Below are 26,960 nucleotides of genomic sequence, written 5' to 3' on the forward strand. Positions count from 1 at the left end.
TTCCATCAACGCGCCCTCTTAAATGAATGCCAGGTATTGAAAACAACGGGAAATAGCCGACAGACGCTTCCGCATGATCATGGGGGTCCGCCCGCCATTTTGGGCACCTTGTCGCCCGGCCGCGACGCGACGATGTTCGTCACAGTGTCCGGCAAGCACCAAGCTGTCACAGGGACATAGCGTACTCTGACACTGCCACCGGAGAGGATGATTCTTTGAAAGAATTTGTCAGGATAACGATTGGCAAAAAAAACTCGCCTGACAAAATCAAGAGGTGTCTTGTCGCTGCCGCACACACGCGCTCATGTGAAGCGGTCTCACACCTGTCGCGCGCAAGGGAAGCTCTCCTGCAATGCCTGCGCGCGAAGCGGTAGCGCTCCGAGCCTGTGTGCCCTCGAACAAAGCCGCGGAGAGATGTGCCAGATAACCATCAGGCAGAATGGATCGTCAACACGTCACCAGGCAACACCGCCGCATCGGCCCGGCAGAGCCCTGCCCTGCCGGACGAACGACGCGCGTTTGCGCGCGCTCAGGCCTCGGAGACGATCGTGCCGTGCTCCATGGTGATACGGCGCGTGGCGAGTCTTTCGGCAAGCCCGTGATCGTGTGTGGCGATCACCAGAATGCCCGCGTCGCTCACGAATTGCTCGAGGCGCTCTTCGGCCTTGTGCTTGAAATGCTCGTCGCCCACGCTCATCCACTCGTCCATCAGCAGAATTTCTGGCTTGATGATCGTGGAGATCGAAAACGCGAGGCGCAACGTCATACCCGACGAATACGTCCGCACCGGAACGTTAAGGAAATCGCCGAGTTCGCTGAACTCCGCGATCTCCTCGGCAAGACTCGCAATCTGCTTCGACTTCAGGCCGAGGAAGAGCCCCCGCAGGTACATGTTCTCGTACCCGGTCGACTCCAGATCCATCCCCAGCATCGAGTCCAGCAGGCTCGTCACGCGCCCCTGCACACGGATCTTGCCGATCTCCGGCTCGTACACGCCCGCCAGCACGCGCAAGAGCGTCGTCTTGCCGGCGCCGTTGTCGCCAATCAGCGCGATGCGGTCGCCCTGCGCAACCTCAAGGTTGATATCGCGCAGCGCCTCCACGACCGTATGACCCGACTTGCCCACCAGCTTGCCGCCGGTGGCGGCCGCCATCACCGCACGCTTGAACGAACGCTGCCGCGCATCGTAAATCGGAAAACGAACGGTGACGTTCTCGAGCGAAATATGCATGTGAACGTTCTCCGTCAAAGCCAGTACGTCACGCGATGCCGCAGCTTGCCCAGCATGAGCAACGCGATACCCAGCCCCACGACGCCCATGGCGGACGCGGTGATCCAGATCGCCGGCGCCGGCATGGCCCCGAGCAGAGGCTGACGCAGCAGTTCGAGGAGATAGAAGAAAGGATTCAGATGGATCAGATGCTGACGCGCCGGCGAAAGCTGCTCGGCCTTCCAGATGATCGGCGTCACGAAGAACATCACCTGCATCAGGTTGCCGATCACCGGATGCATGTCGCGATAGCGCGTGCAGAAGATGCTCGTAATGCAGCCCATCCAGAACAGGTTCACGAGCACGATGAACATCGACAGCGGCAAGACCAGCAGCGTCGCATTCAGGTGAACCGGCAACACCGCCCACACCACGACGTAGACGAGAATGTTGTGTCCGAGAATGATGAGATGCCGGCACATCACGCGAAACACGAACATCGACAGCGGCAGTTTCATCTGCCGCAAGTAGTTCGTCGAGTTCGAGAATGCCTCGCCGAAGTCGGCGATCTGCCCGGCAATGAACGCCCAGATGATCAGGCCGAGTGCGAGATGCGGAATGAAGCTGACAGGGTTGTACTTGAACAGCGCACCGTAGAGCGGCCCCATTGCACCGATCATCACCGCCATGCTGATTGTCAGCCAGAACGGGCCGAGCATCGAGCGCCGATAGCGCTGACGAATATCCTGCATACCCAGCGCCACCCACAGATCACGGCAGCGCAAACCATCCCGGATGTCGTTAACGGCGTTTAGATACTTCACTCTCGGTAATTTTGAAGGCCAGTCTTGCAGACTGTGTGTTGATTGAGCATAGAACGCGACCTTACCGAACCTTGCACGGATACCGGTCGCATCTGCTGATGGGTACTGAAAGCTGACTGTGCGTCAACCTGACTGCGATCGCCGTGCGCGCATCGCTTGCAGCGTCAGAAACACACAGAGCACAGCCAAAAGTTGAGCGAAAACCTAATGAGACAGCACTATCGCATAAATTGGTGTGTAACTGCGGAAGTATCCGGCACTGAACCGACTTTGTCAACGCTGGGCCAGGCACAGGCCCAGCGCCTCCCGCCAGTGCGGCGCGCGCAAGCCAAATGTCCGGGCCAGTTTGTCGTTCGAGAGTCGCGAGTTGCGCGGCCGCACTGCGGGCGTCGGATACGCCGAACCTGGGATCGGTTCGACGCGAGGCCGCCTCGCCAGCCCGCTCATCTCGAAGATCGCTTCGGCAAAGCCGCACCACGACGTCTCGCCGCCCGCGCTCAGATGGTAGACGCCCGAATGGTCGTCCCACCAGCGGTTCCAGTCGTCGGCCGCCACCGCCTGCGCGAGCACCTCGGCGGTGAGCGCCGCGATCGTGGCGGACCACGTCGGCGCCCCGATCTGATCGGAGACCACCTGCAACGCGTCACGCTCGGCGGCGAGCCTGAGCATCGTCAGAAGGAAATTTCGGCCGCGCAGTCCATAGACCCAGCTGGTCCGAAAGATCAGGTGGCCGCCGCCTGCGGCCGCGATCGCCTGTTCGCCCGCAAGCTTGCTGCGGCCATACACGTTCAGCGGACCGACGCGATCGGTTTCCACGTAAGCACGCGCAAGGCTGCCGTCGAACACGTAATCGGTCGAATAGTGGACCAGCTTCGCGCCAAGTCGCCGCGCTTCCTGTGCGAGCAAAGCGGGAGCTTCGGCATTCAGCCGCGTCGCGCGTTCGACGTCCGTCTCGGCCTGATCGACCGCCGTATGCGCGGCCGGATTGACGATCAGGTGCGGCTTCACGTCGCGCAGCACCCGGTGCACCTGATCGAAATCGGCGAGGTCCATCTCGCCGCGCCCGACCGCAACCACGCGACCGAGCCCCTGAAGACTGCGCGCGAGCTCGAAACCGACCTGACCGCCGACGCCGGTCAGCAGGATCACGCGCTCCTGCCGCAGCGCAGGCATCGACGCGCTCACGCGAAACACTCCGCTTCTGCCAGGCGCTTGCCGGCTGCGTCCTTCTGCGCCACGACAGGCACAAAGTCGATCGGCCATGCGATCGCCAGGTCCGGATCGTTCCAGACGATGCTGCGCTCGTGCTCGGGACTCCAGTAATCGGTCGTCTTGTACAGAAACTCGGCGGCGTCGGACAGCACGACGAAGCCATGCGCGAACCCCGGGGGAATCCAGAGCTGGCGACGGTTGTCCGCGCTCAGATGAACGCCTGTCCACTGGCCGAACGTCGCGGAACTGCGCCGCAGATCGACTGCGACATCCCACACCTCCCCCGCGACGACACGCACGAGCTTGCCCTGGGGCTGCCGGATCTGATAGTGCAGGCCGCGCAGCACGCCGCGCATCGAACGGGAATGGTTGTCCTGCACGAAGGCGAGGCCGGGTGCGACCTGTTGCGCAAAATCGCGGGCATTGAAGCTTTCGAAGAAATATCCGCGCGCATCGCCGAACACCTGTGGCTCGACGAGCTTGACGTCTGCAAGCGACGTCGGCGTTACCGTGATTGCCATACGACCTGGTCCGCAAGAAGGTTGAGCAGATATTGGCCATAGCGATTCTTCGCGAGCGGTACCGCGAGCCGCTGCAGTTGCGCCGCGTCGATCCATTGCTGCCGATAGGCAATTTCCTCGGGGCAGGCGACCACGAGACCCTGACGTTTTTGCAAGGTCGCGATGAACGCCGCTGCTTCGATCAGCGAATCGTGCGTGCCCGTATCGAGCCACGCATACCCGCGCCCCATGATTTCGACTTCGAGCGCGGCACGCTTCAGGTAATGCAGATTCACATCGGTGATTTCCAGCTCGCCGCGCCCGGACGGCGTGATCTCGCGCGCGATGTCGCACACCGTGTTGTCGTAGAAGTACAAGCCCGTGACCGCGTAGTTCGAACGTGGCTTCGCCGGCTTCTCCTCGATCGACACCGCGTGAAATTCGCGGTCGAATTCGACGACGCCATATCGCTCGGGATCCTGAACGTGATAGGCAAAGACGGTCGCGCCACTCGTGCGCGCGTTGGCGCACTCGAGCTGCTTCGCAAGGTCGTGCCCGTAAAAAATGTTGTCGCCGAGAATCAGCGCCGAAGGATCATTGCCGACGAAATCCCGGCCGATGATGAACGCCTGCGCGAGCCCGTCCGGCGACGGCTGCACCGCATACCGGATGTTCATCCCCCACTGGCTGCCGTCGCCGAGCATCGCCTCGAAGCGCGGCGTGTCTTCCGGCGTCGAGATGATCAGCACGTCGCGAATGCCGGCCACCATCAGCGTGGAGAGCGGGTAGTAGATCATCGGCTTGTCGTAGACCGGCAGCAGCTGTTTCGACACGACGTGCGTGATCGGATAGAGCCGCGTACCGGAGCCTCCCGCGAGAATGATGCCTTTGCGTGCCATCTCGGATGTCCTCAGGCGCGTTGCGCGTAATTCGTCTCGACCCACTTGCGGTAGTCGCCCGACACGACCTCGTCGACCCACGCCTGCTGATCGAGATACCAGTTCACGGTCTTCGCGAGCCCCGTCTCGAATGTCTCCGCCGGCTTCCAGCCCAGCGTGCGCTCCAGCTTGCGCGCATCGATCGCATAGCGCCGGTCGTGGCCCGGACGGTCCTTCACATACGTGATCTGGTCGCGGTACGAGCCCGCGCCTTTCGGCCGCGCCGCATCGAGCAGATCGCACAGCGTGTGCACGACCTCCAGGTTCGTCTTCTCGTTCCAGCCGCCGATGTTGTACGTCTCGCCCGGCGTGCCGCGCGCGAGCACCGCGCGAATCGCGCTGCAATGGTCGCCCACGTACAGCCAGTCGCGCACGTTCTGTCCGTCGCCATAGACCGGTAACGGCTTGCCCGCGAGCGCGTTCGCCATCATCAGCGGAATCAGCTTTTCGGGGAACTGGTACGGACCATAATTGTTCGAACAGTTCGTCGTCAGCGTCGGCAGGCCATATGTGTGATGCCATGCGCGCACGAGATGATCCGAGCCGGCCTTCGAGGCCGAATACGGGCTGTTCGGCGCATACGGCGTGGTTTCGGAAAACTGCGGATCGGTTGGCGACAGCGAGCCGAACACCTCGTCAGTCGACACGTGCAGGAAACGGAACGCCGCCCGATCGGCGTCGTCCAGGCCGCTCCAGTGAGCCCGTGCTGCTTCCAGCAGTGTGAACGTGCCAACCACATTGGTCTGTACGAAGTCGCCGGGTCCATGAATCGAGCGGTCTACGTGGCTTTCTGCGGCAAAATGCACGACAGCGCGCGGAGCGTGCTCGGCGAACAGTGCATCGAGCGCCGCGCGATCGCAGATGTCGACCCGTGCGAACACGTGCCGCGCGTCGCCTTCCAGCGACTTCAACGTGCGCAGGTTGCCGGCATACGTCAGCTTGTCGACGTTCAGCACGGCTTCGTCGGACTGGCTCAGCCAGTCGAGCACGAAATTGGCGCCGATGAAACCGGCGCCGCCCGTCACGAGAATCATGGAGTTCCCTCTGGAATGTAGCGGCCTGTCACCACTGTATCGCATCGATCCGATGGCGCGTCGCACGCCCCCTCTGGCTCGGCATTTTACCCGGTCGCTGCGCGGGCTACGCAAAGCGGCGGCGCGGCTCCACGCAGCCGTGCCCGACCCCACCCTGGTCACGCAAGACAGGCCCGCACACCTCGCCGCATCACCCGGACACCGGCCCGTCGGGCGCAAGCGGTACACTCGTGGCAGATCCTGTTTTTCGCCCGTCGCATTCCAGCCACTTTTACTCCATGCCCCCTCCCCCCCTCGCCTTCGGCGACCTGCAAGGCTGTCATTCCGCTTTCCGGGCGCTGCTCGACAAACTGTCCCCGACCCCGGATACCCCGCTCTGGTTCGCCGGCGATCTGATCAACCGGGGCCCCGCTTCGCTTGCCACCCTGCGCGACGTGGTCGCCCTCGGCGAGCGCGCGAAACTCGTGCTCGGCAATCACGACCTGCACCTGCTGTCCGTCGCGGCCGGCATCCGCAAGTCGAAAAAAGGCGACACCATCGACGACATTCTTGCCGCGCCGGACGCCGAAGAGCTGCTCGACTGGCTGCGCCACCGCCCGCTCGCGCATTTCGACAACGGCATGCTGCTGGTGCACGCAGGCGTGTTGCCGCAGTGGGACCTCACCACGACGCTCGAACTCGCCGACGATCTGTCGCGCGCACTGCGCGCGCCTGACTGGAAGGAAACGCTCGCGGGTCTTTACGGCAACGAGCCGAGTCGCTGGAAGCCCGGCCTGAAGGGTATCGAGCGGCTGCGCGTGACCTGCTCCGCGCTCACGCGCATGCGCTTTTGCGACCTCGACGGCCGGATGGATTTCACGTCGAGCGGCGGCCTCGATGCCGCGCCGCGCGACTGCGTCCCGTGGTTCGACGTGCCGTCGCGCAAGACCGCCGACCTCACCGTCGTGTTCGGTCACTGGGCCGCGCTCGGCCTGCTGATGCGCGACAACCTGATCGGCCTCGACTCCGGCTGCGTATGGGGTGCGAAGCTGTCGGCAGTGCGCCTCGCCGCCAACCCGGCCGAGCGCACGCTCACCCAGGTCGCTTGCGGCAATGGCGACGACTGCGGGAGCAGCGCCGGCTAGCGCTCGCCGCGCCGCCCGTTCGCGTCGAGCGCGGGCACGACGCGAGCCGATCCGCCGGCTGCGTCCGCGTCGCCCGTCCCTGCATCCGCCGTCCACGGCTGCGCGGCCGGCACGACCGCCACGGCCGCCACGACAGGCACGACCGGCTCGACCGGCTCGACCGGCTCGACAGGTGCGACCGGCGCCAGGACGCCCGTCTGGAGGGTGCGCAGCGCCTGCGCGACCGCCGCCTCGGCCTGCGCGGCAAGCGCGCGCCGTTCGCCGCCGGCCGCGAGCGCGTCGCCAACATGGACGTGCGCGGTCAGCGGTCCGCCGCGCAGCAGCGCGTCGAGCGACTGCGCGAGCGACATGTCGCCGATATAGGCCGGCGCGCTCGACTGGCGGCCGTGCGCATCCTCGTACATCAGGCAGACCGGCTGCACCGGGCGGTCCGCCGACACGGCCGCCTGGAACAGATTCGCGTGGAACGGCAGCAGCGCAACGCCATCCGACGTGGTGCCCTCCGGAAACACGCACATCAGCTCACCCGCCGACAGCCGCGCCGCCAGCTCATGCATGATGCGCTTCGCGTCGCTGCGCTTCTCGCGCTGGATGAACACCGTCCCCAGTTGCTGGGCGAGCCAGCCGACCAGCGGCCAGTGGCGCACCTCCGCCTTCGACACGAACGGCGTCGGCCGCCACGCGTTGATCACGTAGATGTCGATCCACGACACGTGGTTCGCGACGACCAGCACGCCGCTGTCGAGCCGCGCGGCGTCGTTGTGGACCACCAGACGCATCCCGCACAGCCGCAGCATGCGCAGCGACCACGCACGGTTCAGCGCGGCGCGCTCGTCCGCGTCCGCGCGCGGAAAGCGCGTCGCGACGATCCACATGCCGTGCAGCAGGTGAACGAGCAGGCGGGCCTTGCGGAGTGCGAGCTTCATCGTCGGAACGGTGAGAGTGGATAAGGATTCGGTGATCGTCGCGCGGCGTGTTGGCGTGTTGTTCAGCGCAGGCGAGCCGCTGTCACGCCGGCTCGCGCGCTTCGTACGCCTCGTACGCGAGCCGCCCCGCGACGAGCGTCGCGCGCACCCGCGCCGGCAGTTCATAGCCGAGAAACGGCGTGTTGCGGCCCTGGCTTTTCAGCGCGCGCGGTTCGACGCGCCAGTGCGCAGCGCGCTCGAACACGCACAGATCGGCTGCCGCGCCCACCGCGAGCGTCCCCGCGTCGCGCTGCAGCACGCGCGCCGGCGCCGCGGTAATGCGTGCGAGCGCCTGCGCGAGCGGCACGCCGCTCTCGTCGGCCCATTTCACCGTCAGCGACAGCAGCAGTTCCAGCCCGGTCGCGCCGGGCGTCGCCTCGGCGAACGGCAGCAGCTTTTCGTCGTCGTCGACCGGCGTGTGCGCCGAGCAGATCGCGTCGAGCGTGCCGTCCGCGAGCGCGGCACGGATCGCATCGCGGTCGCGCTGCGCGCGCAGCGGCGGATCGAGACGAAACTGCGCATCGAAGTAGCCGATGTCGAGGTCGATCAGATGCAGATGGTTCGCGGTGACGTCCGCCGTCACCGGCAGCCCTTCCGCTTTCGCCGCACGCACCAGCGCGACGCCCGCAGCCGACGACAGGTGCGCAAGATGCACGCGCGCGCCGGTCACGCGCATCAGTTCGAAGATCGTGTGCAGCGCAATCGTCTCCGCGCACACCGGCACGCCCGACAGCCCGAGGCGCGACGCGAGCGCGCCGCTTGCCGCCACGCCGCCCTTGCCCAGATGCGCATCGAGCGGACGCAGCCACACGGTGTAGCCGTAGGTGTTCGCGTACTGCAGCGCGCGCAGCAGCGCCTGCGTATCGATCACCGGCGCATCCGCCTGCGAAAAGCCGACGCAGCCCGCTTCGGTCAGCTCCACCATCTCGGTGATCGCCTGGCCTTTCAGGCCGACCGTCAACGCGCCGAGCGGATAGACATGCGCCTGGTTCAGGTTGCGCGCGCGAAACTTCAGCATCTCGACGAGGCCGGGCTCGTCGAGCACGGGATCCGTGTCGGGCGGACAGACGAGACTCGTCACGCCGCCCGCGAGCGCCGCGGCCATCTCCGATTCGAGCGTCGCCTTGTGCTCGAAGCCCGGTTCGCGCAGCCGCGCGCACAGATCGACGAGTCCCGGCGCAACGGCGAGTCCGGTCGCGTCGATCGTGCGCTGCGCGCGGAAGTCCGCCGGCGCGGCGCCGCGCGCGGCGATCCGGCCCGCCGCGACAAACAGGTCCTCGCGCACTTCGGTGCCCGCTACCGGGTCGATCAGCGTGCCGCCTTTGATATGGATATTCATCTGCTGCCTTTCGTGGTGCGTCGCCGGTTGATCAGTCATGGTTGCCGGCGACGATGCCCATCACCGCCATGCGCACCGCAATGCCGAACGTCACCTGGTTCAGGATCACCGATTGCGGGCCGTCCGCGACCTGCGAATCGATCTCGACGCCGCGGTTCATCGGCCCCGGGTGCATCACGATCGCATCCGGCGCGGCGAGCGCGAGACGCTCCGGCGTGAGCCCCCAGCTCTTGAAATACTCCTGCGCGGACGGCAGCAGCGCGCCGCTCATGCGCTCGTTCTGCAGCCGCAGCATGATGATCACGTCGACGCCCTTCAGCCCCTCGTCGAGGTTGTGGAACACCCGCACGCCCATCTGTTCGAGACCGCCGGGCAGCAGCGTGCGCGGGCCGATCGCGCGCACCTCGGGCACCCCGAGCGTGGTGAGCGCATGAATGTCGGAGCGCGCGACGCGCGAATGCAGGATGTCGCCGACGATCGCGACGCGCAAGCCCGTGAAGTCGCGCTTGTAATGGCGGATCGTGTACATGTCGAGCAGGCCCTGCGTGGGATGCGCATGACGGCCGTCGCCGGCGTTGATCACGTGCACGTGCGGCGCGCAGTGCTCGGCGATCAGATAGGGCGCGCCGCTCGACGCGTGCCGCACGACGAACATGTCCGCGTGCATCGCCGACAGGTTGTTGATCGTGTCGAGCAGCGACTCGCCCTTGCTCGTCGACGACGCGTTGATGTTCAGATTCAGCACGTCCGCCGACAGGCGCTTCGCCGCGATCTCGAAGGTGGTGCGGGTGCGCGTCGAGTTCTCGAAGAACAGGTTGAACACCGATTTGCCGCGCAGCAGCGGTACCTTCTTCACCTCGCGGTCCGTTACGCTGACGAACTGCGCGGCCGTATCGAGAATGTGCGTGACGATCGCGCGCGGCAGGCCGTCGATGGTCAGCAGGTGCTTCAGCTCGCCGTTTCTCGTGAGCTGCGGATTGCCCTTCAGGAAGCCGTAGCGATAACGCTGCGGCGCGTCGCTCGCGGGCGACGGGGTCTGGGGAACCGGGTTGGCGGTGTTCATGGTGTCAAGGATTCAAACGGAAACGCGTTGCCGCGGACGGCGCGCACGCCGCCGCGCTCATTCGGCACGCGCTTCGATATGGAACGAGAAACGTCCGCGCGGCGCCGCGTCGCGCGCCAGCACGAGATTCGCATCGGCCGGCACGTCGAGCGTGCCGCCGACGAAGCGGGCCGCCACCGGCAGTTCGCGGCCGCCGCGATCGGCGAGCACCGCGAGTTCGACCGCGGCCGGCCGGCCGTAGTCGTACAGTTCGTTGAGCGCGGCCCGCACGGTGCGGCCGGTGTACAGCACGTCGTCGACGAGCACGATGCGGCGATTGTCGACGTCGAACGGCAGCGAGGTCGGGCTCGCCTGCGCGTGCAGGCCTTTTTTCGCGTAGTCGTCGCGGTGCAGCGCGACGTTGACGACGCCGAACGCGCTGGCGTTCAGATCCTGCGCGAGGCGCTCGGCCAGCCACGCTCCGCCGCTGTGGATGCCGGCCAGCACAGTGCCGCCGCCCGCCAGCGCAGCGCCGCAGGCGGCGCGAATCTGGTCGAGCAGCGCGCAATAGAGCGCTTCGGCGTCAATGGAGCGCATGGGCGTCAGGGAGTCCGTCAAGGTATTGCTGGAGAATCACGCGCGCCGCTTCGGCGTCGAGCATGTCCGCGCGGCCGCCGCGCGCGCGCAGGTCCGCTTCCGCTTCGACTGACGAATAGCGTTCGTCGACCCACGTGACCGGCAGACCGAAGCGGCCGTTCAGCTGGTTGCCGAAACGGGTGGCAAGCTGGGTTCGTGCGTGCGGGGTGCCGTCCGGATACATCGGCAGACCGACGACGAGCGCATCGGGCTGCCATTCGGCGATCAGCTTGCCGATTGCCTCGAAGCGGTACGCGCGGTCGCGGTTCTGCACGACGACGAGCGCGCGCGCACTACGCGTGAGCGAATTGCCGAGCGCGACGCCGATGCGCTTTTCGCCGTAGTCGAACGCCAGCAGCGTGGCTGCCCGTCCGGCTGCGTCGCTCATGCGTGACCCGCCTCGCCGGAGAGCGTGGACAGCGAGATGCCGAGCAGCGCAAGCGCCGCTTCGAGCCGCTCTTCGGCCGGCACGTCGAACACGATCTTCGGATCGGCTTCGACGGTCAGCCAGCCGTTGCGCGAAATCTCGTCTTCCAGCTGACCGGCGCCCCAGCCGGCATGGCCGAGCGTGAGCAGGAAGCGGTCGGGACCGGTGCCGCTCGCGACGGCTTCGAGCACGTCTTTCGACGTGGTCATCTCGAGCCCGCCGGGCACCGCCATCGACGACGTGTACGGACTGCCGTCTTTCGGATAGTGCAGCACGAAACCGCGCTCCGTTTGCACCGGACCGCCGAAGTACACCGGCACGTGCAGCAGGGGCTCGATTTCGAGCTTCAGGTCGATGCGATTGAAGAGCGCTTCGAGGTCGATATCGGTCGGCCGGTTGATCACGAGGCCGAGCGCGCCGCGCTCACTGTGATCGCAAAGGTAGACCACCGTTCCTGAAAACGTGGGGTCCGCCATGTTGGGCATGGCGATCAGGAACTGGTTGGTCAGATTGATGCGATCGGAACTCTTGGACATAGCGAAGATTCTAGCAAAGACGATGGGCAATGGCGGGCGCGGACGCTGGCGGTTTCGCGCTGACGGCCTTCCATCCACAGCAGTTCAATTGATGATGCCACTCTATCACGGGCTTACACCTCGCCAACGCGCCGGTGCGAATCCGGGTGAATCCGGGTGAATGCGCGCCGCGCAGCGGGATGGGCGCGCGCGATGCGCAGGCCCGTCGGGCAGCGCCGTGCGAACGGCCTACGCGCCGTCCTGCTCGAGCGCGCGGCTCAATGCAGCGAGCGCCGCATCCGCGGCCGGCGGCGCGATGCCGGCCGCGACCGTGTGCAGCATCGCACGCAGCGCCTGCACGGCCTGATCGAGCGCGCGCGCATCGGGCGCGGCGAGCGGCGCATCCGGCTGCGTCTGCGCGGCCGCGCCGGCATGCGCGCGACGACGCCACGCGAGGCCCAGCGCATCGGCCAGCAGCGCGACGTGGCCGAGCCCCGATGCACAGGCGGCCGCGCCGAGCCGGTACGCCGCGGCCGCCGCCTGCAGCGCGGCGCCGGCATCCACGGGCGCGGCGGACGGCTGCGCGTGCCCGTTGCCGGCGAGCGCCGCCATCGATGCGTCCGCGGTCTGCAGAAAATCCTCATACGCTTGCGCATTGAGCGTCAGCACGCCCAGCTCGCGCGTGCGCGAACCGGCGAGACCGCCCGCCTGCTGCGCGTGCGCGGCGCCCGCCTCCCACAACGCCTCGGACGCCTGCGTGCCCGCGACGTGCCAGTCCACCGTGAGGCCGTAGTCGTGCAGCAGTTCGACCTGCTCGGCGTCTTCGGCAGCCGCGCCGAACAGCGCATAGTCGCGCCACAGCAACGCGAGCGTCGTGCGCACCAGCGCGCGCGGCGCGTGAGGCAGGCCGCGTGCGTGATCCGCGAGCGCGAGGTTGCAGCGCGCGTAAAAACGCCGGGCATCGAGGTCGCCCGCGAGCCGGCCGCTGCCCCGCAGCGCGCGCGCACACGCGGCGGCCAGACGCCAGAAGTCGTAAGGATCGGACGAAACGAGGTCGCCGAGACAGGCGTCGAGTTCGTCGAACGCGGCCCGCGCGAGCGCGCTCGCCGCGGCGCTCGCGAGACCGTCGCTCGAATGCACGCGCAGCACCGGCAGCAGCGCCTGTTCATAGCGGGCGCGCAGATGCGCGAGCGGCTGCGCCGGCTGCGTGCCGAAGCGCGCGGGCGGCACGGGCCGCCGGGCCAGCGCGAGGTCGTCGAAGGCGACGCCGAAGCTCGCCGGCGTGCGCTGCGCGACGCGCGCGCACAGCGCCTGATAATGCGTGAAGAGCGTGGGCGAGCAGCTCAGCTCGCGCAGGTTGTGCCGCGCGAGCGCCGCGCGAAAGTCGCGCAGCGCGGCGCCGAACCCGTCGCGGATCTCCGCGCCGCCGTCGGACGCCTCCGCCGCCGTGAGCGGCGACGCGAGCACCAGCGCGTCCGCGAAGCGCTGCGCAGCAACCCAGCCGGCTTCGCGCAGCGCGGCCGCCGCACGCAGCAGCGGCGGCGCCGCGTTGCCGTGCTGCTCGAACGCCAGCTGGGCCTCGGCGAGCGCAAGCTCGGCGGAACGGACCGACCCGCCGCGCGGATTCAGCAACGCATCGAAGGGTTCGGACGGGGCGGATCGTGAAGTCATCGGCAGGCAGCATCCATCGGGACGGCGGACTGGCGCGCGCGCCGGGCAGCGGCGCCCACGCGCGACAAGGCGAAGCGCATCAGCGACCCGGCGTGCCGCCGTCCCGCCGCCGCGCCGCGATGGCGGCGCGCGGCGAACGCCCGGCGTCCGGGCCGCACGGACCGGGCATGACGCTCAGATCTGGACCATCTCGAAGTCTTCCTTGCGCGCGCCGCATTCGGGACAGGTCCAGTTGATCGGCACATCTTCCCAGCGCGTTCCCGGAGCGATTCCTTCCTCTGGCAAACCGGCTTCTTCGTCGTAAATCCAGCCGCAGATCAGGCACATCCAGCTTCTGTATTCCATTCTTGTGTCGGGTCTAAAAGAGCGTTGAAACGGGAGCCATGATGGTACCGTTTTGCCGCCCCGATGCCTAGCGACCGGAATCCGCGCGCGCCTTGTGCCGCCGGGCTTGCGCGGGTCGTGGGCAGGTGCGGCGCGACACCTTGCCGCGCGCGGCGCGCAAGCCCGGCTCCCGCAGGGAAAATGCGCGCGGCGTCGTAATCGGACGCATAATTGAGACGGCCGGGACGCGACCACCCGCCGTTCAACTCATCCTTCCGACCTTTTTCATGCCCAGCGACACCCCTCCGATCGTCCTCACCTTCGGCTTGAGCGACCCCACTGGCGGCTCCGGCCTCCAGGCCGACCTGATGACGCTGGCCAGCATGGGCTGCCACGGCGTCAGCGTGCTGACCGGCTACACGGTACGCGACTCGGCAGGCTGTGACGAAGTGACCGGCCTCGACCCGGAAACCGTCGCCACCCAGGCGCGCATGCTGCTCGAAGACATGCCGATCGCCGCGTTCAAGGTAGGCGCCGCGACTCGCGCGGAAGTCGTGAGCGCGATCGCCGAAGTCGTGGCGGACTACGACGAGGTTCCGCTGATTCTTGCGCCCGACTTCACGCTCGACGACGAACACGTGCTGGCCGCCGACGAACTGCGCGAAGCGATCGCCGACCTGCTCGCACCGCAAACCACGCTGCTGGTCGCCGACCACGCGACGCTCGTCACGCTCGCGCAGCCGGACGGCGACGCGGAGACGCCCAGCCTCGACGCCGCGATCTCGCATCTGCTGTCGCAGGGCTGCGAATACATTCTGTCGACGGAGACGGGCACGCACCGGCTCGTCAATACGCTGTTCAGCGAGGACGGGCAGCTTCGCCAGGACCTGTGGGATCGCGGACCGGACCGGGTGGCCGGCATCACCGATACGCTCGGCGCCGCGGTGGCCGCGCTACTCGCGCACGGGCAGGATCCGGCCGAGGCCGTCCGCGAAGCGCAGGAGTACCTTTACCAGGCGGTACGTCACGCATTCCGGCCCGGTATGGGCACCTATGTTCCCGACCGTTTCTTCTGGGCGCGCGGCGGCGACGACGACACCCCGGCTACGAGCGGCAGCAAAGGGCCCGCCGGGGAAGTGCGGCGGTGACTTGCGCGGGCACGCGCGGATGTCGCCGGTTGTGCGAGCGCGAATAATTCAATTTGCAAACATTATTATTTCATTTTAATGACCATCCCTTTCGTTACTCGAGCAGGGAAGAACGGATGCCCGACGTTGCGGCGCGCGAGCGCGAACGTTCGCTGCCGTGTGATGGGTCTGCGAGGCACCATCCGCGATTCGTCAGCGCCGCGGATCTGTCAATCAGCAAACGTTTCCTTTCATTAAACTACCGGCATCCCGGAAATGCGTGCGCGTGACGGGCGCCCGGACGATAGCCGTCTGGCCCGACGACACGCGATGACTCGCCGCAAGACACCGGGCGGAAAACGGATGTTCCAAACGACAGGTATATTACGGAAGTAATTAAATGTTACAGCCGACCTGACACCGAACCGGTATGATTTACGGACTGTAAAGTTTCCGGCCAACGTCATGTCGCACCGCCCGTCACCCGATATCCGCGCCTGCGGCTGCGTGCGCCGCGCGCAAGCGCCGCGCCGCAGCGGTATCTGTCGGCGCGTGCGCATCGGCGGGCCTCGGCGGAACCTGCTGACGTGAACGACAGGCCCCTGTCCCCCGCGCCGCATTCCGATGAATCGGGCGCCCACGAGCCGGAGTACACGCCGGACACCGCCGCGCTACAGCGGGTAGCGAATTCCGCCGCGCCCGGCAACAACATCCAGCGCGTCGCCGGCAGCGTCGCCAGCAAGCAGCGCACGTCGCTGCTGCGCCAGCGCCCGGTTACGATCTGGCTCACCGGGTTGTCCGGCGCCGGCAAATCCACCATCGCGTACGAACTGGAGCGCCGGCTGATCGCGCTCGGCCACCCGTGCTACGTGCTCGACGGCGACAACGTCCGTCACGGCCTCGGCAGCGATCTGGGGTTCACCCGCGAGGACCGGCGGGAAAATATCCGCCGCGTGGCCCACGTCGCCCAGTTGATGAACGACGCCGGTCTCATCGTGATTACCGCGCTGATCTCGCCCATGCATGAAGACCGCGCGATGGCGCGTGCCATCATCGACCCGGCTCGATTCGTCGAAACGTACCTGAGCGCGTCGGTCGAAACCTGCGCGCAACGCGACCCGAAAGGGTTGTACGAAAAGGCCAAAGCCGGCACCATCCACGCATTCACCGGCATTTCGGCGCCTTACGAGGCGCCGCGCGCGCCGGATCTTCGGGTGGACACCGCCACGCAGAGCGTCGACGCCAGCGTGGCCGCCATCTTTGCGCACCTGCGCGACAAATTCCTGCTGACAGACTAAGGCATCCCCCGCCGGGCTGATCGTCGAGCCCGGCCCCTCTGCGGTCCCGCCGCGCGCCCGACGAACAGACGAAAAAAAACCCGCATCGCTGCGGGTTGTCGGACTGGCGCGCCTCACGACGCGCCCGCACGGACAGCTTCTGAACGGAGCCCCGGACGGGGCCCCTGTTCCATTTACATGTCCATGCCCATGCCGCCCATGCCGCCCGGCATGCCGCCCGGTGCCGGCACGTCTTCCTTCGGCAGTTCGCACACGGCTGCGTCGGTCGTCAGCAGCAGGCCCGCCACCGAAGCTGCGTTTTGCAGCGCGGTACGCGTCACCTTCGTCGGGTCGACCACGCCAGCGTCGACCAGGTCGACGTACTCGCCGGTCGCCGCGTTGTAGCCGTAGTTGCCCTTGCCCGCGGCAACCGCTGCCACCACGACGCTCGCTTCTTCGCCGCCGTTCGTGACGATCTGGCGCAGCGGCTCTTCCATTGCGCGCAGCACGATCTTGATGCCGGCGTCCTGGTCGGCGTTATCGCCCTTGATGCTGGCGATGGCCGAGCGTGCGCGGATCAGCGCGACGCCGCCGCCTGCCACGATGCCTTCCTCCACCGCTGCGCGCGTGGCGTGCAGGGCGTCTTCGACACGTGCCTTCTTTTCCTTCATTTCGACTTCGGTCGCGGCGCCGACCTTGATCACTGCCACGCCGCCGGCGAGCTTCGCCACGCGTTCCTGCAGCTTCTCACGGTCGTAGTCCGACGTCGCTTCCTCGATCTGCGTGCGCACCTGCTTCACGCGCGCTTCGATGCTGGCTGCTTCGCCTGCGCCGTCGATGATCGTGGTGTTTTCCTTGCCCACCTCGATGCGCTTCGCCTGGCCGAGCTCCTGCAGCGTGGCCTTTTCGAGCGACAGGCCGGTTTCTTCAGCGATGACCTGGCCGCCGGTCAGGATCGCGATGTCTTCCAGCATGGCCTTGCGACGGTCGCCGAAGCCCGGTGCCTTGACGGCGACGGTCTTCAGGATGCCGCGAATGTTGTTGACGACCAGCGTGGCGAGCGCTTCGCCTTCGACGTCTTCCGCGATGATCAGCAGCGGACGGCCGGCCTTCGCGACCTGTTCGAGAACCGGCAGCAGGTCACGGATGTTCGAGACCTTCTTGTCGTGCAGCAGCACGAACGGGTTCTCCAGGACGGCGACCTGCTTGTCCGGATTGTTGATGAAGTACGGCGACAGGTAGCCGCGGTCGAACTGCATGCCTTCGACGACGTCGAGTTCGTCGGACAGCGACTTGCCGTCTTCGACGGTGATCACGCCTTCCTTGCCGACCTTGTCCATCGCTTCAGCGATACGATCGCCGATCGACGTGTCGCTGTTTGCCGAGATCGCGCCGACCTGGGCGATTTCCTTGTTGGTCGTGCAGGGCTTGCTGATCTTGCGCAGCTCTTCGATCGCTGCGGCGACGGCCTTGTCGATGCCGCGCTTCAGGTCCATCGGGTTCATGCCCGATGCGACGTACTTCATGCCTTCGCGCACGATCGACTGGGCCAGCACGGTTGCGGTCGTCGTACCGTCGCCTGCGTTGTCGCTGGTCTTGGAAGCAACTTCCTTGACCATTTGCGCGCCCATGTTCTGGAGCTTGTCCTTCAGCTCGATTTCCTTCGCGACCGACACACCGTCCTTCGTGACCGTCGGACCGCCGAAGCTGCGCTCGAGGACCACGTTGCGGCCCTTCGGACCCAGCGTGACCTTCACGGCGTTGGCGAGGATGTTCACGCCTTCGACCATCTTGGCACGGGCGGAATCACCGAATACGACGTCTTTAGCTGCCATCTTCTAACTCCTTGAATACCTTGAGATATGTTCCGGGAACAAGTGCTTACTTGTTGACCACGGCCATGATGTCTTCTTCGCGCATGACGAGCAGTTCGTTGCCGTCGACCTTGACCGACTGGCCTGCATACTTGCCGAACAGCACGCGGTCGCCGACCTTGACGTCGAGCGCGATCGGGGCGCCCTTGTCGTCGCGCTTGCCCGGGCCGATGGCCAGCACTTCGCCTTGATCCGGCTTTTCTGCGGCGGCGTCGGGGATCACGATGCCCGAGGCGGTCTTGGTTTCCTGATCCAGACGCTTGACGATCACGCGATCATGCAAAGGACGAAGGTTCATACACACTCCTCTCTTGATTGAGACTGAATAACACTGAGGAAAACCCGGCTGGCGGCGCCGGCCGGCAATGTTGTTAGCACTCGCGTGCAGTGAGTGCTAATTATATGGACGTGGGGTGACAAATTCAAGAAGGGGGAGCGGGGGATGTGGGGATTCGTTGTCGAGACCCGCTTAACTTTGAACCTGGTTCACTTAACCTTGAACCGCCCCTCCTTGGCGACGGCCTGTTTTCCCGAAAATTTCATTAAAAAACAATGCGTTATTACTTAAGCACCGCGACAACCGGGTGCTTCGGCAACGCTTCAGACACATCGAACCTGGTGCGATTCTGGCCGACGGTGCGCGTCCCGCGTCGAACCTGGGGAAATCCCGCAGATCGCGCGCAAATAGTTAGGGGAAGATTCGAAGACGCACTCGCGGCAGGACGACACGAGCGAATCTGACGCCTGGGCTATCTGCCCATCTCGATCCTTGCATGTCTCATCCGGTAATCGGCGGCTGCGGAGATGCTGGCGTCATGGATCGATTCGCGACAACCGGCGCCTCTTCGGCGACGGGTGCCGACGTCGCCGTTACGCGGCTCCGATCAGCGCGCCGACATCGGCAAGTTCGTCTTTCACTGTCCTATCGGCGAACACGTCGGCAACAGCATGATGCAGACGATTCAGGTGACCGATCGAAGGTCCAGCGAAGGTCCGGCCGCCCTATTCCGTCCGGCGTTCGCGTCATCTCGTCTTCTTGAGCGACGCCGGCACGAAGCGGTCGATCTCCGCGTCCGAAAACGTGAACTCCTCACTCACCTCCAGCGCCTGTTTGGCGTGCGCGTACGCATCGGCATCCGTCTGCGGCGCGCCTTTATAGACTGCCGCCAGTTTTTTCTGCAGTTCTTCGCGCTGTTTGAGCGCCTCGGCATGGGTGATCGCCTGCATCCGAAGATCTGTCAGCAGCGAAAGATACGACTCGCGCAGCGGCCATAAGCTCGCCGCCGTATCGCGGTGCTTCTGTGCCGTGCCGCCCGGATCGAAGCTCTTCATGTAGCCCGATACGAAGAGCGTGACGAACGAGATGCCTGCGGTGACGATCTTCAGACACAGCGAATCGACGAAGACGATCGACACCGCGCCGCACGCGGTCAACGCGGACAGTACGATCTGTGTCAGCTTGAACCGTCGAAGCGTATTGCCGGAACGGTCCGCCATTTTTTCGTGCGTCTTGTGCGCGTAGACGACGCGACCAAAGCACTCACGAAGCTGATCTTCAAGCGACGAGAATTCGGGCATTGCGTCCATCCGACAAGATGAGGTTGAAGCGCGGCCTTCGCCGTCCGCCGGCACCGCATCGGGGTGCCCGCATTCAACGCAAGGGCAACGCGGGCTACGGATTCAAGTCGTTACTCGATCGGCCACAAGCCCGGATAGTCGATCGCTTGCATGCCTCCAGTCGTGCGAAGTTCGAGACGCAGGCTCGATCCGCGCCGCTCGATCCGGTCCTGTTCCACCTGTTCGAGTGCGATGGAGCCGCCGCGCACGGCACAGGTCAGCGGGTTATCCGCAATCCGTACCGGCAGGCCCGTTTGCTCCGCAAGCAGCGCATCGATGCCGCCGAGCAGCGCTCCGCTGCCTGCGAGCACAACGCCGCGCTCGGCGATGTCGGCGCGCAATCGCGGCAACGTCTGCTCGATCACCGTCCGCACCGACGACACGATGCCGTTCAGCGAATCGCTCAATACCTGATAAATCTCGTGATTCGAAAGCGTGATGCTGCGCGGCAGGCCCTCTGTCAGGTTGCGGCCCGTCACTTCCATATGCCGGAGCACGGGTTCAGCGAACGCGTATCCGAGTTCGTTCTTGATCGCCGCCGCAGTTTGCTCGCCGATCAGCACGCCATGGTTGCGCCGAACATAGTCGGCAATGGCCTGGCCGAAGCTGTCGGTCCCGATCCACGCCGAACCCGTCTGCACGAGGCCGCCGCCCGCGATGACGCCCGCCTCGGTCATCGCGCCTCGAATGGTGACCATCATGGAACCCGCCTCGTCGAGAACCGGCAAGCCCGCCCCGATCGCGGCGGCCAGCGGTTCCGAAATCAGATACGCTGCGCGTGCGCCGGCACTCAGCGCGGCGTCGGTGATCGCACGCAGCTCGACCTGCGACGACGCTGACGGCACGCAAAAGATCACGCGCGACGAGGGAGCCCACTCCCCCGATTGATGCACGGTCTTGATGAACTGCGTAATCATCTGTTCGGCGCCGACGAAATCGCCGATCACGCCATGCTTCAGCGGGTTGATGCTCTGGACGACAGGATCGTCCGCCAAGGCCAGCGCCTGGGAGCCGACCGCTGCGATGACCCGGCCGCCGGCTGCACCGGCAGTGCGCCGGAACGCGACCAGCGACGGCTCGTCGAGCACCAGCCCCGAACCGCTTGCATAGATGAGGGTTCTCGCGCTGTCGAGATCGACCGCGAAGAAATCGGCTCCCGCGAGCGGCATCATGCTGCGCGCACGTTCCGTGACCGTCGGCGTCCCACGCGTCCCACGCGGCTCTCGCGCCGGAAACCACGGTCTCGAACTCGGGCGCCGCGAGGTGCCGGTTTCCTCGGCTTCCGGCTGCTTCGGGCCCGCCGGCACGTCGGCTTGCAGGATCTTCGGAATGAGCGCCGCACTGTCGTCGAGCCCCGCCAGCAGTTGCTGCGCCGTGGCCGCCGGAATCTTCGCGATGCCGCTTCGCACCAGTTGCGCGAGCTCGTCGTCCAGACCCAATGCGTCGACGACCCTGTCGAGCTGCTGCCGCGCGTCGTCCGGCTGGTTCATGCCGCGCTCCCGAGTTCCACGAGATCCAGGCCCAACGCGGCCTTCAGGTCGTGCAGGATGTCTTCGATCACCGGTCGCGCGGCATCGCGCACGGCCAGGAACCTGCCGGCCTCTTCGGCGGTCAGCGCGGAATAGTCGTCCGCGTCGAGCGCTGCGGAACCGCGAAGCCGGTCAATCGAATCGCGCAGCTTCGCGGATCGCGATTGCATCCCTGGCTCATCGATCGTCGAAATGGCGGCATGCAGCTGGCAACGGTCCAGCAACGCAGCCAGACGCGCGGCGTCCTCGCGCAGCATGGCCGACAGCGTATCGGCCTGCTTCTTCCAGAACAGCAGCCGCGTCGCCGACAACGTGCGCCGCGCCGCCTTCACCACGGCCCTCGGGTTCGTTTTGCTCTCGTCGCACAGCGTGGATGCGCTGCCGATCAGCCACACGATGTATTCGCCGAGCGCGAGCGGCGAGCCTAGATCGCGGGGCGCCCAGCCGGCTTCGGCAATTGGCACTTCCTGGGCGGCAAAGCTGCGGCTCGCCTCGGCGAATTCGCGGTGAGCGTAGTCGAGCAACAGCACGACATTGGTGGCTTCCAGCACGCCGAGTGACGACACGTCCGCAACGAATCCGCATTGCCGGAAGCTCGCATCGATCACCGCGTTGCGCAGTTCGGAGACTTCGTCAGCATTGCCATCGCCCGCGAAGCAGTCGGGCCACGGGCGCAGCCATTCCTTGTCCTTGCCTTCGCCCAAAGTCAGGCGAAACCCCAGCGCTTCCGTGCTTTCCTCACACAGTTTCTTCAGCAGGCGTTCCGGGACCTCGCTATCGGCCTGCGGCACGTACTCGCAGAAGTCCAGGTCCGCGACCGGCACGCCAAGGCCTAGCTGACACGCACTGCCGCTGATGCAGATGACGGAATCGATCCCCACCCTGATCTGCTTCGCGAGCTTGCCGATCGCGGCGAGCAGCGCACCATGCGGAAAAATGCTGGCGACGAAAAACGGGATGAAGACGCGCAGGTCACCGGCACGAACGACGACATAGCCGGGGCGGTTCACCTCGCCATCCACTGCGACGTCAACCGGCAGCGTGGCCGATATGGCGGTGGAGAGGAACCTCCATACCCAGGAAACGGACTTGACCAGATCGTCGTAATCCATCGCGTGCTTCGCGCGAGTCTGGCCGGCACGATCGATCAGATGGTGCCTGACGCATCTCGAAACGACATCGGGCATGAAGCCGAAGTTATCCGTGTCCACCGAACTGCCTCCCGTCGAAGGCCACACGCGATGTGCGGGCCGGCGCACTGGCCCGAGCTTGTCGTCAATCCATTATGGCATTCGAAAGCAAAAATGCGAGACCGTCAACCGGGCCCTGCTCGTTTCGTTTTGGTCCGACAGCCGTCGGTCGAGCGGCTGTGCGTTGTCGTCGCTGAGGCCGCGACGGGCAGTGGCCCATGGCCTCTCTTTGTTTCGGTCCCAGGCGAACGATGCGAGCTGTTCTTCGTTTCGCGATTGCCGACGATGCCCCCGGGCGAACGGCTGCTCGTGGCCGAATTCGACCGGATCCAGGCATCGGGATAATCATCCGCACCCTCACCTTGATCGTGACATGACCAACGAAGGACAACCCGGGACATCCGCCGCCCCGACGTATTCGTGGGAGCCAACGAAAGCACGGAAACAGGGATCGCCGCCTCATCAGCCCAGCGCCGCTCGCGCTTCGCGAAGAATTTCCTCTGACAGTTCCGGGTCATCCACTGCGCGAGCCAAAACGATGGCGCCGACCATGCTCGAAAGCATATGAATCGCGTGGCGGCGGGCATTTTTCTTTTTCGCCTTTGCAAGCGGTTCGGCGAAGCCTTCGACCATCCCTTCCACATGCCGCGTGAATGCACCTCGGGCCGCAGGTTCGCGTGCAATCTCGCTCGCCAGTGCAGCCATCAGGCATCCGTTTCCGCTGTCGTCGCGATGCTGCCCGGAGAGATATTCGTCGACGAATTGCGCCGTTGACTGCCCCGACGACGCACCTTCCCTCATGGAGCCCAGCGCTTTCGCCGATGCGTCCGCCATGCTGCTGGCGATGAGGTCCTCTTTGGATTCGAAGTGGTTGTAGAAGGCTCCGTGCGTAAGACCGGTCGCCTTCATGATTTCGCTGACGCTGACCCCGGAAAATCCGCGCTCGCGAAAAAGAATGGAAGCCTGTTCAAGAATGCGGGCATGCTTCTCGGCCGTTTCCTGTGGCGGGTAACGCATACATCCTCCCGAAGATCGCAAAAAGTCGTTGACGCCAAACATTATAGCCGTCATGCTTGGCACCCTGAAGCATGATGATCGTCATGTATAAATGGATGCAGGGCATGCGTCCGGTCGGTGCACGCCTCATAACATGATGATCATACTGCTTCATCCCGGTCACGGACTCCCCATTCCGGGCACCTCAACCCAGCTACCCGAGATCACTATGAAGCGATGCCTTGTCACAGGTTCCACTGGCGCTACGGGCGCTCCCACGGTCCGCTTGCTGCGGGCAAACGGCCACCCGGTCACCGCTTTCGTCCGACGCGAGGACGCGCGTTCCCAGGCGCTGAAGGAGTCGGGCGCCGACATCGTGGTCGGCGACATGCTGAACATCAATGATGTCCGGGGTGCGATGCACGACGTCGACAGCGCCTATTTTTGCTATCCATTGACACAGGGCGCCGTGGAAGCCGCGGCGATATTTGCTCAGGCTGCAAGCGAGCACAACCTGAAGCAGGTCGTCTACATGTCGCAACGACAGTCGCGCTCGCACGCACGCAGTCCGGCGACGCTGGGCCACTGGCTTTCCGAGCAGATCCTCGACCGCTCGGGTGTTCCGACCGCGCATCTGCGGGTCAACCTCTTTTCCGAATGGTTGCTGTACACGTCACCTTTGATCCGCGCCGGCCGCTATCTGACACCGTTCGACCCGGCGAGCCGGTTCGTGCCCATCGCCGCAGCCGATATAGCCCGTGTCGTCGTCAAGATTCTTGAGCAACCCGAATTATTTGGCCGTCAGGTTATCCCGATCACGGGCCCCGTCGAAGTCAGTCACCTCGAACTCACGAGCACGCTCGCGAGAACGCTCGGCAAGGAGGTTCGCTTCGAGCAGGTCTCGCCGGAGGAATTCGTCACGATCCTCGGCCTGGACGGCGATCCCGCATTCGCCGCCCATTTCAAGGCGATCAAGGTCGATCAGCAGGAAGGGCTGCTGACCGGCGTCGACAAAAGCGCGGCAGACATCGTCGGTCAACCGTTGACGACGCCCGAGCAGTTCATCGACGAGCATCGTCATCTGCTGGCGTAGCGCCCACTCCGCCGTAGTGAGCGGAGCAAGCGCCCGCAGCAAGGATTGGCACGCTTATCGCAGGCCGATGCCTGCGTGTCCGGTTGCACACCGCAAGCCACTGCGCCAGGCGTCACGCGAGATCGAGCACCAGCGACTCGCTTGCCGCACCGGACACGCAGATCATCATCACATTGCCGGCCGCGCGTTCGGCCTGCGTCAGCACCCCATCTCGATGGTCGGGACATCCGCCCAGCACACGGGTCTGGCATGCGCCGCACAGACCCTCGCGGCAACTGTATTCGACCTCGACGTTCGCCTCGAGCAGGACGTCGAGCAGGGTCTTGCCGGTCGGGACCACCAGGGTTCGACCGCTGCGCGCGAGTTCGACGGTGTAGCCGGCGTGCCGGGTCGCGTCGAGCGCCGCCGGGTTCGCTTCGAAACGCTCGACGTGAACCTGCGCGATGCCGCTAGCCGCGCATGCCGCTTCGAACGCGGCGAGCATCGGTCCCGGTCCGCAGCAATAGGCATGAACGCCGTCCGGTTGGCGCGCGAGACAGGCCGCGAGATCGAAGGGCCGGCCGCCCTGCTCGTCGTCGAAGTGCAGATGAACGTCCCCGCCGAGCGCCGCCAGGTCGTCGAGATACGCGGCCTGATCGCGACTGCGTGCGCAGTACACGAACCGGACGTCGCGCGCGCGCTCGCGCAAACGCCGATACATCGACAACAGCGGCGTCACCCCGATCCCGCCCGCGATCAGCAGCGTCGACGCCGCCGCTTCCTCGAGCACGAAATTGTTGCGCGGCGGACTGATCGAGAGCGTCATGCCGCACCGCAGCCGTTCATGCACGTACCGCGAACCGCCGCGACTCCTTGCATCGTGCAGGACGCCGACGACATAACGGTTGCGTTCCTCCGGCGCATTGACGAGCGAATAGCTGCGCGTGAGATCCTCCGTCAGGTGCAGGTCGATGTGGGCACCCGGCGCAAAAGGCGGAAACGCTTCGCCTTCGGGCGGAACGAGTTCGACGCTCAGCACGCTGGCCGCCTCCTGACGCAGCGTGCGCACCCGTGCGCGCAGCCTCGCGGCCGGGCGCGCTGCGCCGCTGTCGATGCGTGGCTCACTCATCGGCCCGGCTCCCCGACGCTTCGGCGGCGACCTCGCCGGATGACGGGTCACCTAAACCCGCCTTCGGGCGCGCGCCATGGACGGAGAAGAAGCGCTTGCGTTCGACCTTCTGGCCGATCGCGGCTTCATACGCGTCGCGCACGTCGTCGGGTTGGCCGTACTGGCCGAAGAAGTCCCGCAGATACGCCCCGAGCAGCGGATGCGCATCGAGTTCCGCAAGCGGTAAACCGTGGATCAACTCGTCGCGGCACGCCGACGGCAGGAACACGTTGCAATTCGCCGCGCGATCGGTGATCAGCCCCTTCGGTGTCTTGCCCGCGGCGACGGCTTCGAGTTCCTCGAAGAAGCGCCGGCGCAGCATCACGACGCCGCGATCGCTCGCGCCCAGCGTCTCTTTCGTGCGGTCCGTGACCGTGCCCTGGCCGACCCATGCGGCGAAGTCCTGATTCGCCACATGGCTCGTGATCCACTCGCCGTTCTCGTCGCGCACCGGTCCATACCATGCGGGAATGCGCGGCTGAACGTAAGGTTCCTGCTCCTTGGGCACCTTGCTGAATACCCAGAAGACGCTCAACGTATTCTCATCGTCGATCGGCACGCGCCATTCGAAGTGGTGGCCGAGATAAAACCCGTTCGGCCAGAGCGTGACGCGGCCTGTGGTCCACATCGGATTCTGCTCGGTTTCGTGCGCACGCAAGCGCTTGTACACGAAACCGAATTCGAACTCTTCGTACACCGCACGCAGATGAGTCGGCACGTGAGCCGCGTGGCTGTCCTGTTGCCGCTCGGTCCAGTTGTTGTGGGTCCATTCGAAGTGAACCGGATCGATCGAATTTTCCTGGCACTGGAACCAGTTGCACGGAATCGTCGCCATGACCACCTGCGCAAAGCCGTTCGTGTAGTGGAACGGCTCCCAGTCCGGCAACTCGGGCGCGGGCGCAGGGCCCATGTAGGCCCAGATCATCCCGGCCTTCGCGCGCACCTCGTAGGCGGTGATCTTCGTCTTCCGGCGCAGCCGTGCGTCCGCGTCGACGATCTCTTCGTAGGGCTGATGCGTGCATTGGCCGCTCGCATCGAACTCCCAGCCGTGATACGCACAACGCAGTCCGCATTGCTCGACGAAGCCGAACGCGAGATCCGCGTTGCGATGCGGACAACGGCGCTGCACCAGTCCAAACCGGCCGCCGAGATCCTTGAACAGCACCAGATCCTCGCCGAACAGGCGTATCGGCCGCACGTGCTTCGTCTCGAACTCGCTGACGCCCGCCACCGGATGCCAGTAGCGGCGCAGATAGTTGCCCATCGGCGTGCCCGGACCCACCTCGGTGAGCAACTGGTTCTTTTCCTGACTCAACATGACCCTTGTCCTCGAATGTTTGACACGAGGC

Annotated in this window: 25 protein-coding genes and 1 pseudogene; 4 read left to right on the forward strand and 22 right to left on the reverse strand. The window is 65.4% G+C overall.

Annotation, left to right across the window (positions count from 1 at the left end; all coding sequences use genetic code 11):
* Window positions 1-529: 529 nt before the first annotated feature.
* From AC3AP7_RS12585 to rfbB, 6 genes are all read right to left on the reverse strand, one after another.
* Complete coding sequence (locus tag AC3AP7_RS12585; RefSeq protein WP_475762531.1) at window positions 530-1,231, reverse strand: ABC transporter ATP-binding protein; 702 nt, start codon at window positions 1,229-1,231, stop codon at window positions 530-532.
* A gap of 14 nt (window positions 1,232-1,245) precedes the next feature.
* Window positions 1,246-2,034 (reverse strand): ABC transporter permease, encoded by a 789-nt coding sequence (locus AC3AP7_RS12590; RefSeq protein WP_487362644.1) that lies wholly within the window; start codon window positions 2,032-2,034, stop codon window positions 1,246-1,248.
* Window positions 2,035-2,307: 273 nt separating this feature from the next.
* Window positions 2,308-3,207: a dTDP-4-dehydrorhamnose reductase gene (gene rfbD / locus AC3AP7_RS12595; RefSeq protein WP_475767941.1), complete on the reverse strand. Its 900-nt coding sequence runs from the start codon at window positions 3,205-3,207 to the stop codon at window positions 2,308-2,310.
* Window positions 3,208-3,215: 8 nt separating this feature from the next.
* Window positions 3,216-3,767 carry a dTDP-4-dehydrorhamnose 3,5-epimerase gene (gene rfbC / locus AC3AP7_RS12600; RefSeq protein WP_475762527.1) on the reverse strand — a complete coding sequence of 184 codons (552 nt, stop codon included), beginning with the start codon at window positions 3,765-3,767 and terminating at the stop codon, window positions 3,216-3,218.
* Window positions 3,752-4,645 carry a glucose-1-phosphate thymidylyltransferase RfbA gene (gene rfbA, locus AC3AP7_RS12605; RefSeq protein WP_475762525.1) on the reverse strand — a complete coding sequence of 298 codons (894 nt, stop codon included), beginning with the start codon at window positions 4,643-4,645 and terminating at the stop codon, window positions 3,752-3,754. The genes rfbC and rfbA overlap by 16 nt, the downstream gene beginning before the upstream one ends.
* An 11-nt stretch (window positions 4,646-4,656) precedes the next feature.
* Window positions 4,657-5,718 carry a dTDP-glucose 4,6-dehydratase gene (rfbB, locus tag AC3AP7_RS12610; protein ID WP_475762523.1) on the reverse strand — a complete coding sequence of 354 codons (1,062 nt, stop codon included), beginning with the start codon at window positions 5,716-5,718 and terminating at the stop codon, window positions 4,657-4,659.
* 278 nt (window positions 5,719-5,996) lie between these two features.
* Between rfbB and AC3AP7_RS12615 the strand changes: the two genes are divergently transcribed.
* Window positions 5,997-6,842 (forward strand): symmetrical bis(5'-nucleosyl)-tetraphosphatase, encoded by an 846-nt coding sequence (locus AC3AP7_RS12615; RefSeq protein WP_475762521.1) that lies wholly within the window; start codon window positions 5,997-5,999, stop codon window positions 6,840-6,842.
* Here AC3AP7_RS12615 and AC3AP7_RS12620 read toward each other — a convergent pair.
* The 8 genes from AC3AP7_RS12620 to AC3AP7_RS12655 form a co-directional block, all read right to left on the reverse strand.
* The gene (locus AC3AP7_RS12620; RefSeq protein ID WP_475762519.1) at window positions 6,839-7,768 is read right to left on the reverse strand and encodes a lysophospholipid acyltransferase family protein; all 930 of its coding nucleotides are present in this window, start codon (window positions 7,766-7,768) and stop codon (window positions 6,839-6,841) included. The two genes, AC3AP7_RS12615 and AC3AP7_RS12620, sit on opposite strands and share 4 nt — an antisense overlap.
* Window positions 7,769-7,850: 82 nt before the next feature.
* Complete coding sequence (locus AC3AP7_RS12625) at window positions 7,851-9,146, reverse strand: dihydroorotase (protein WP_475762517.1); 1,296 nt, start codon at window positions 9,144-9,146, stop codon at window positions 7,851-7,853.
* 31 nt (window positions 9,147-9,177) lie between these two features.
* Window positions 9,178-10,209 (reverse strand): aspartate carbamoyltransferase catalytic subunit, encoded by a 1,032-nt coding sequence (locus AC3AP7_RS12630; protein WP_475762515.1) that lies wholly within the window; start codon window positions 10,207-10,209, stop codon window positions 9,178-9,180.
* A 57-nt stretch (window positions 10,210-10,266) separates the two neighbouring features.
* The gene (gene pyrR / locus AC3AP7_RS12635) at window positions 10,267-10,785 is read right to left on the reverse strand and encodes a bifunctional pyr operon transcriptional regulator/uracil phosphoribosyltransferase PyrR (RefSeq protein WP_475762513.1); all 519 of its coding nucleotides are present in this window, start codon (window positions 10,783-10,785) and stop codon (window positions 10,267-10,269) included.
* A complete protein-coding gene (gene ruvX, locus AC3AP7_RS12640; RefSeq protein ID WP_475762511.1) occupies window positions 10,772-11,212 on the reverse strand; it encodes a Holliday junction resolvase RuvX in 441 nt (146 codons plus the stop codon). The genes pyrR and ruvX overlap by 14 nt, the downstream gene beginning before the upstream one ends.
* Window positions 11,209-11,787 carry a YqgE/AlgH family protein gene (locus AC3AP7_RS12645; RefSeq protein WP_475762509.1) on the reverse strand — a complete coding sequence of 193 codons (579 nt, stop codon included), beginning with the start codon at window positions 11,785-11,787 and terminating at the stop codon, window positions 11,209-11,211. The genes ruvX and AC3AP7_RS12645 overlap by 4 nt, the downstream gene beginning before the upstream one ends.
* 228 nt (window positions 11,788-12,015) lie before the next feature.
* Entirely contained in the window at window positions 12,016-13,437 is a 1,422-nt protein-coding gene (locus tag AC3AP7_RS12650; protein WP_475762507.1) for a hypothetical protein, read from the reverse strand.
* A 174-nt stretch (window positions 13,438-13,611) separates the two neighbouring features.
* Entirely contained in the window at window positions 13,612-13,782 is a 171-nt protein-coding gene (locus AC3AP7_RS12655; RefSeq protein WP_025527884.1) for a rubredoxin, read from the reverse strand.
* A 266-nt stretch (window positions 13,783-14,048) separates the two neighbouring features.
* On the opposite strand from AC3AP7_RS12655, the gene AC3AP7_RS12660 reads away from it, so the two are divergent.
* The gene (locus AC3AP7_RS12660; RefSeq protein ID WP_475762505.1) at window positions 14,049-14,909 is read left to right on the forward strand and encodes a hydroxymethylpyrimidine/phosphomethylpyrimidine kinase; all 861 of its coding nucleotides are present in this window, start codon (window positions 14,049-14,051) and stop codon (window positions 14,907-14,909) included.
* A 689-nt stretch (window positions 14,910-15,598) separates the two neighbouring features.
* Window positions 15,599-16,186, forward strand: a complete 588-nt coding sequence (cysC, locus tag AC3AP7_RS12665) for an adenylyl-sulfate kinase (RefSeq protein ID WP_475767939.1) — start codon at window positions 15,599-15,601, stop codon at window positions 16,184-16,186.
* 173 nt (window positions 16,187-16,359) lie between these two features.
* Here the strand turns inward: cysC and groL are convergent, their stop codons facing one another.
* The 6 genes and pseudogenes from groL to AC3AP7_RS12695 all read right to left on the reverse strand — a co-directional run bounded on the left by groL (window position 16,360) and on the right by AC3AP7_RS12695 (window position 23,392).
* Window positions 16,360-18,000, reverse strand: a complete 1,641-nt coding sequence (gene groL / locus AC3AP7_RS12670; protein ID WP_475762503.1) for a chaperonin GroEL — start codon at window positions 17,998-18,000, stop codon at window positions 16,360-16,362.
* Between the two features lie 46 nt (window positions 18,001-18,046).
* Window positions 18,047-18,337, reverse strand: coding sequence for a co-chaperone GroES (locus tag AC3AP7_RS12675; RefSeq protein ID WP_475762501.1), 291 nt, complete (start codon window positions 18,335-18,337; stop codon window positions 18,047-18,049).
* A gap of 725 nt (window positions 18,338-19,062) precedes the next feature.
* Window positions 19,063-19,617 (reverse strand): SLATT domain-containing protein, encoded by a 555-nt coding sequence (locus AC3AP7_RS12680; protein ID WP_487362645.1) that lies wholly within the window; start codon window positions 19,615-19,617, stop codon window positions 19,063-19,065.
* A 209-nt stretch (window positions 19,618-19,826) separates the two neighbouring features.
* Window positions 19,827-20,828 (reverse strand): annotated as a pseudogene (gene mreB, locus AC3AP7_RS12685) (rod shape-determining protein MreB); the annotation flags it as partial.
* Window positions 20,829-21,142: 314 nt separating this feature from the next.
* Window positions 21,143-22,297, reverse strand: coding sequence for a hypothetical protein (locus AC3AP7_RS12690; RefSeq protein WP_475762497.1), 1,155 nt, complete (start codon window positions 22,295-22,297; stop codon window positions 21,143-21,145).
* Window positions 22,298-22,837: 540 nt separating this feature from the next.
* Complete coding sequence (locus AC3AP7_RS12695) at window positions 22,838-23,392, reverse strand: TetR/AcrR family transcriptional regulator (protein WP_475762495.1); 555 nt, start codon at window positions 23,390-23,392, stop codon at window positions 22,838-22,840.
* Between the two features lie 133 nt (window positions 23,393-23,525).
* On the opposite strand from AC3AP7_RS12695, the gene AC3AP7_RS12700 reads away from it, so the two are divergent.
* Window positions 23,526-24,464, forward strand: a complete 939-nt coding sequence (locus AC3AP7_RS12700; protein WP_475762493.1) for an NmrA family NAD(P)-binding protein — start codon at window positions 23,526-23,528, stop codon at window positions 24,462-24,464.
* Between the two features lie 112 nt (window positions 24,465-24,576).
* Here AC3AP7_RS12700 and AC3AP7_RS12705 read toward each other — a convergent pair whose 3' ends face one another.
* Window positions 24,577-25,572 (reverse strand): PDR/VanB family oxidoreductase, encoded by a 996-nt coding sequence (locus tag AC3AP7_RS12705; protein ID WP_475762491.1) that lies wholly within the window; start codon window positions 25,570-25,572, stop codon window positions 24,577-24,579.
* On the reverse strand, window positions 25,565-26,929 hold the full coding sequence (locus AC3AP7_RS12710) for a Rieske 2Fe-2S domain-containing protein (protein WP_475762489.1): 1,365 nt from the start codon (window positions 26,927-26,929) through the stop codon (window positions 25,565-25,567). The genes AC3AP7_RS12705 and AC3AP7_RS12710 overlap by 8 nt, the downstream gene beginning before the upstream one ends.
* Window positions 26,930-26,960 lie beyond the last annotated feature (31 nt).

The sequence above is a fragment of the Paraburkholderia sp. PAMB 6770 genome (genome assembly GCF_057748135.1).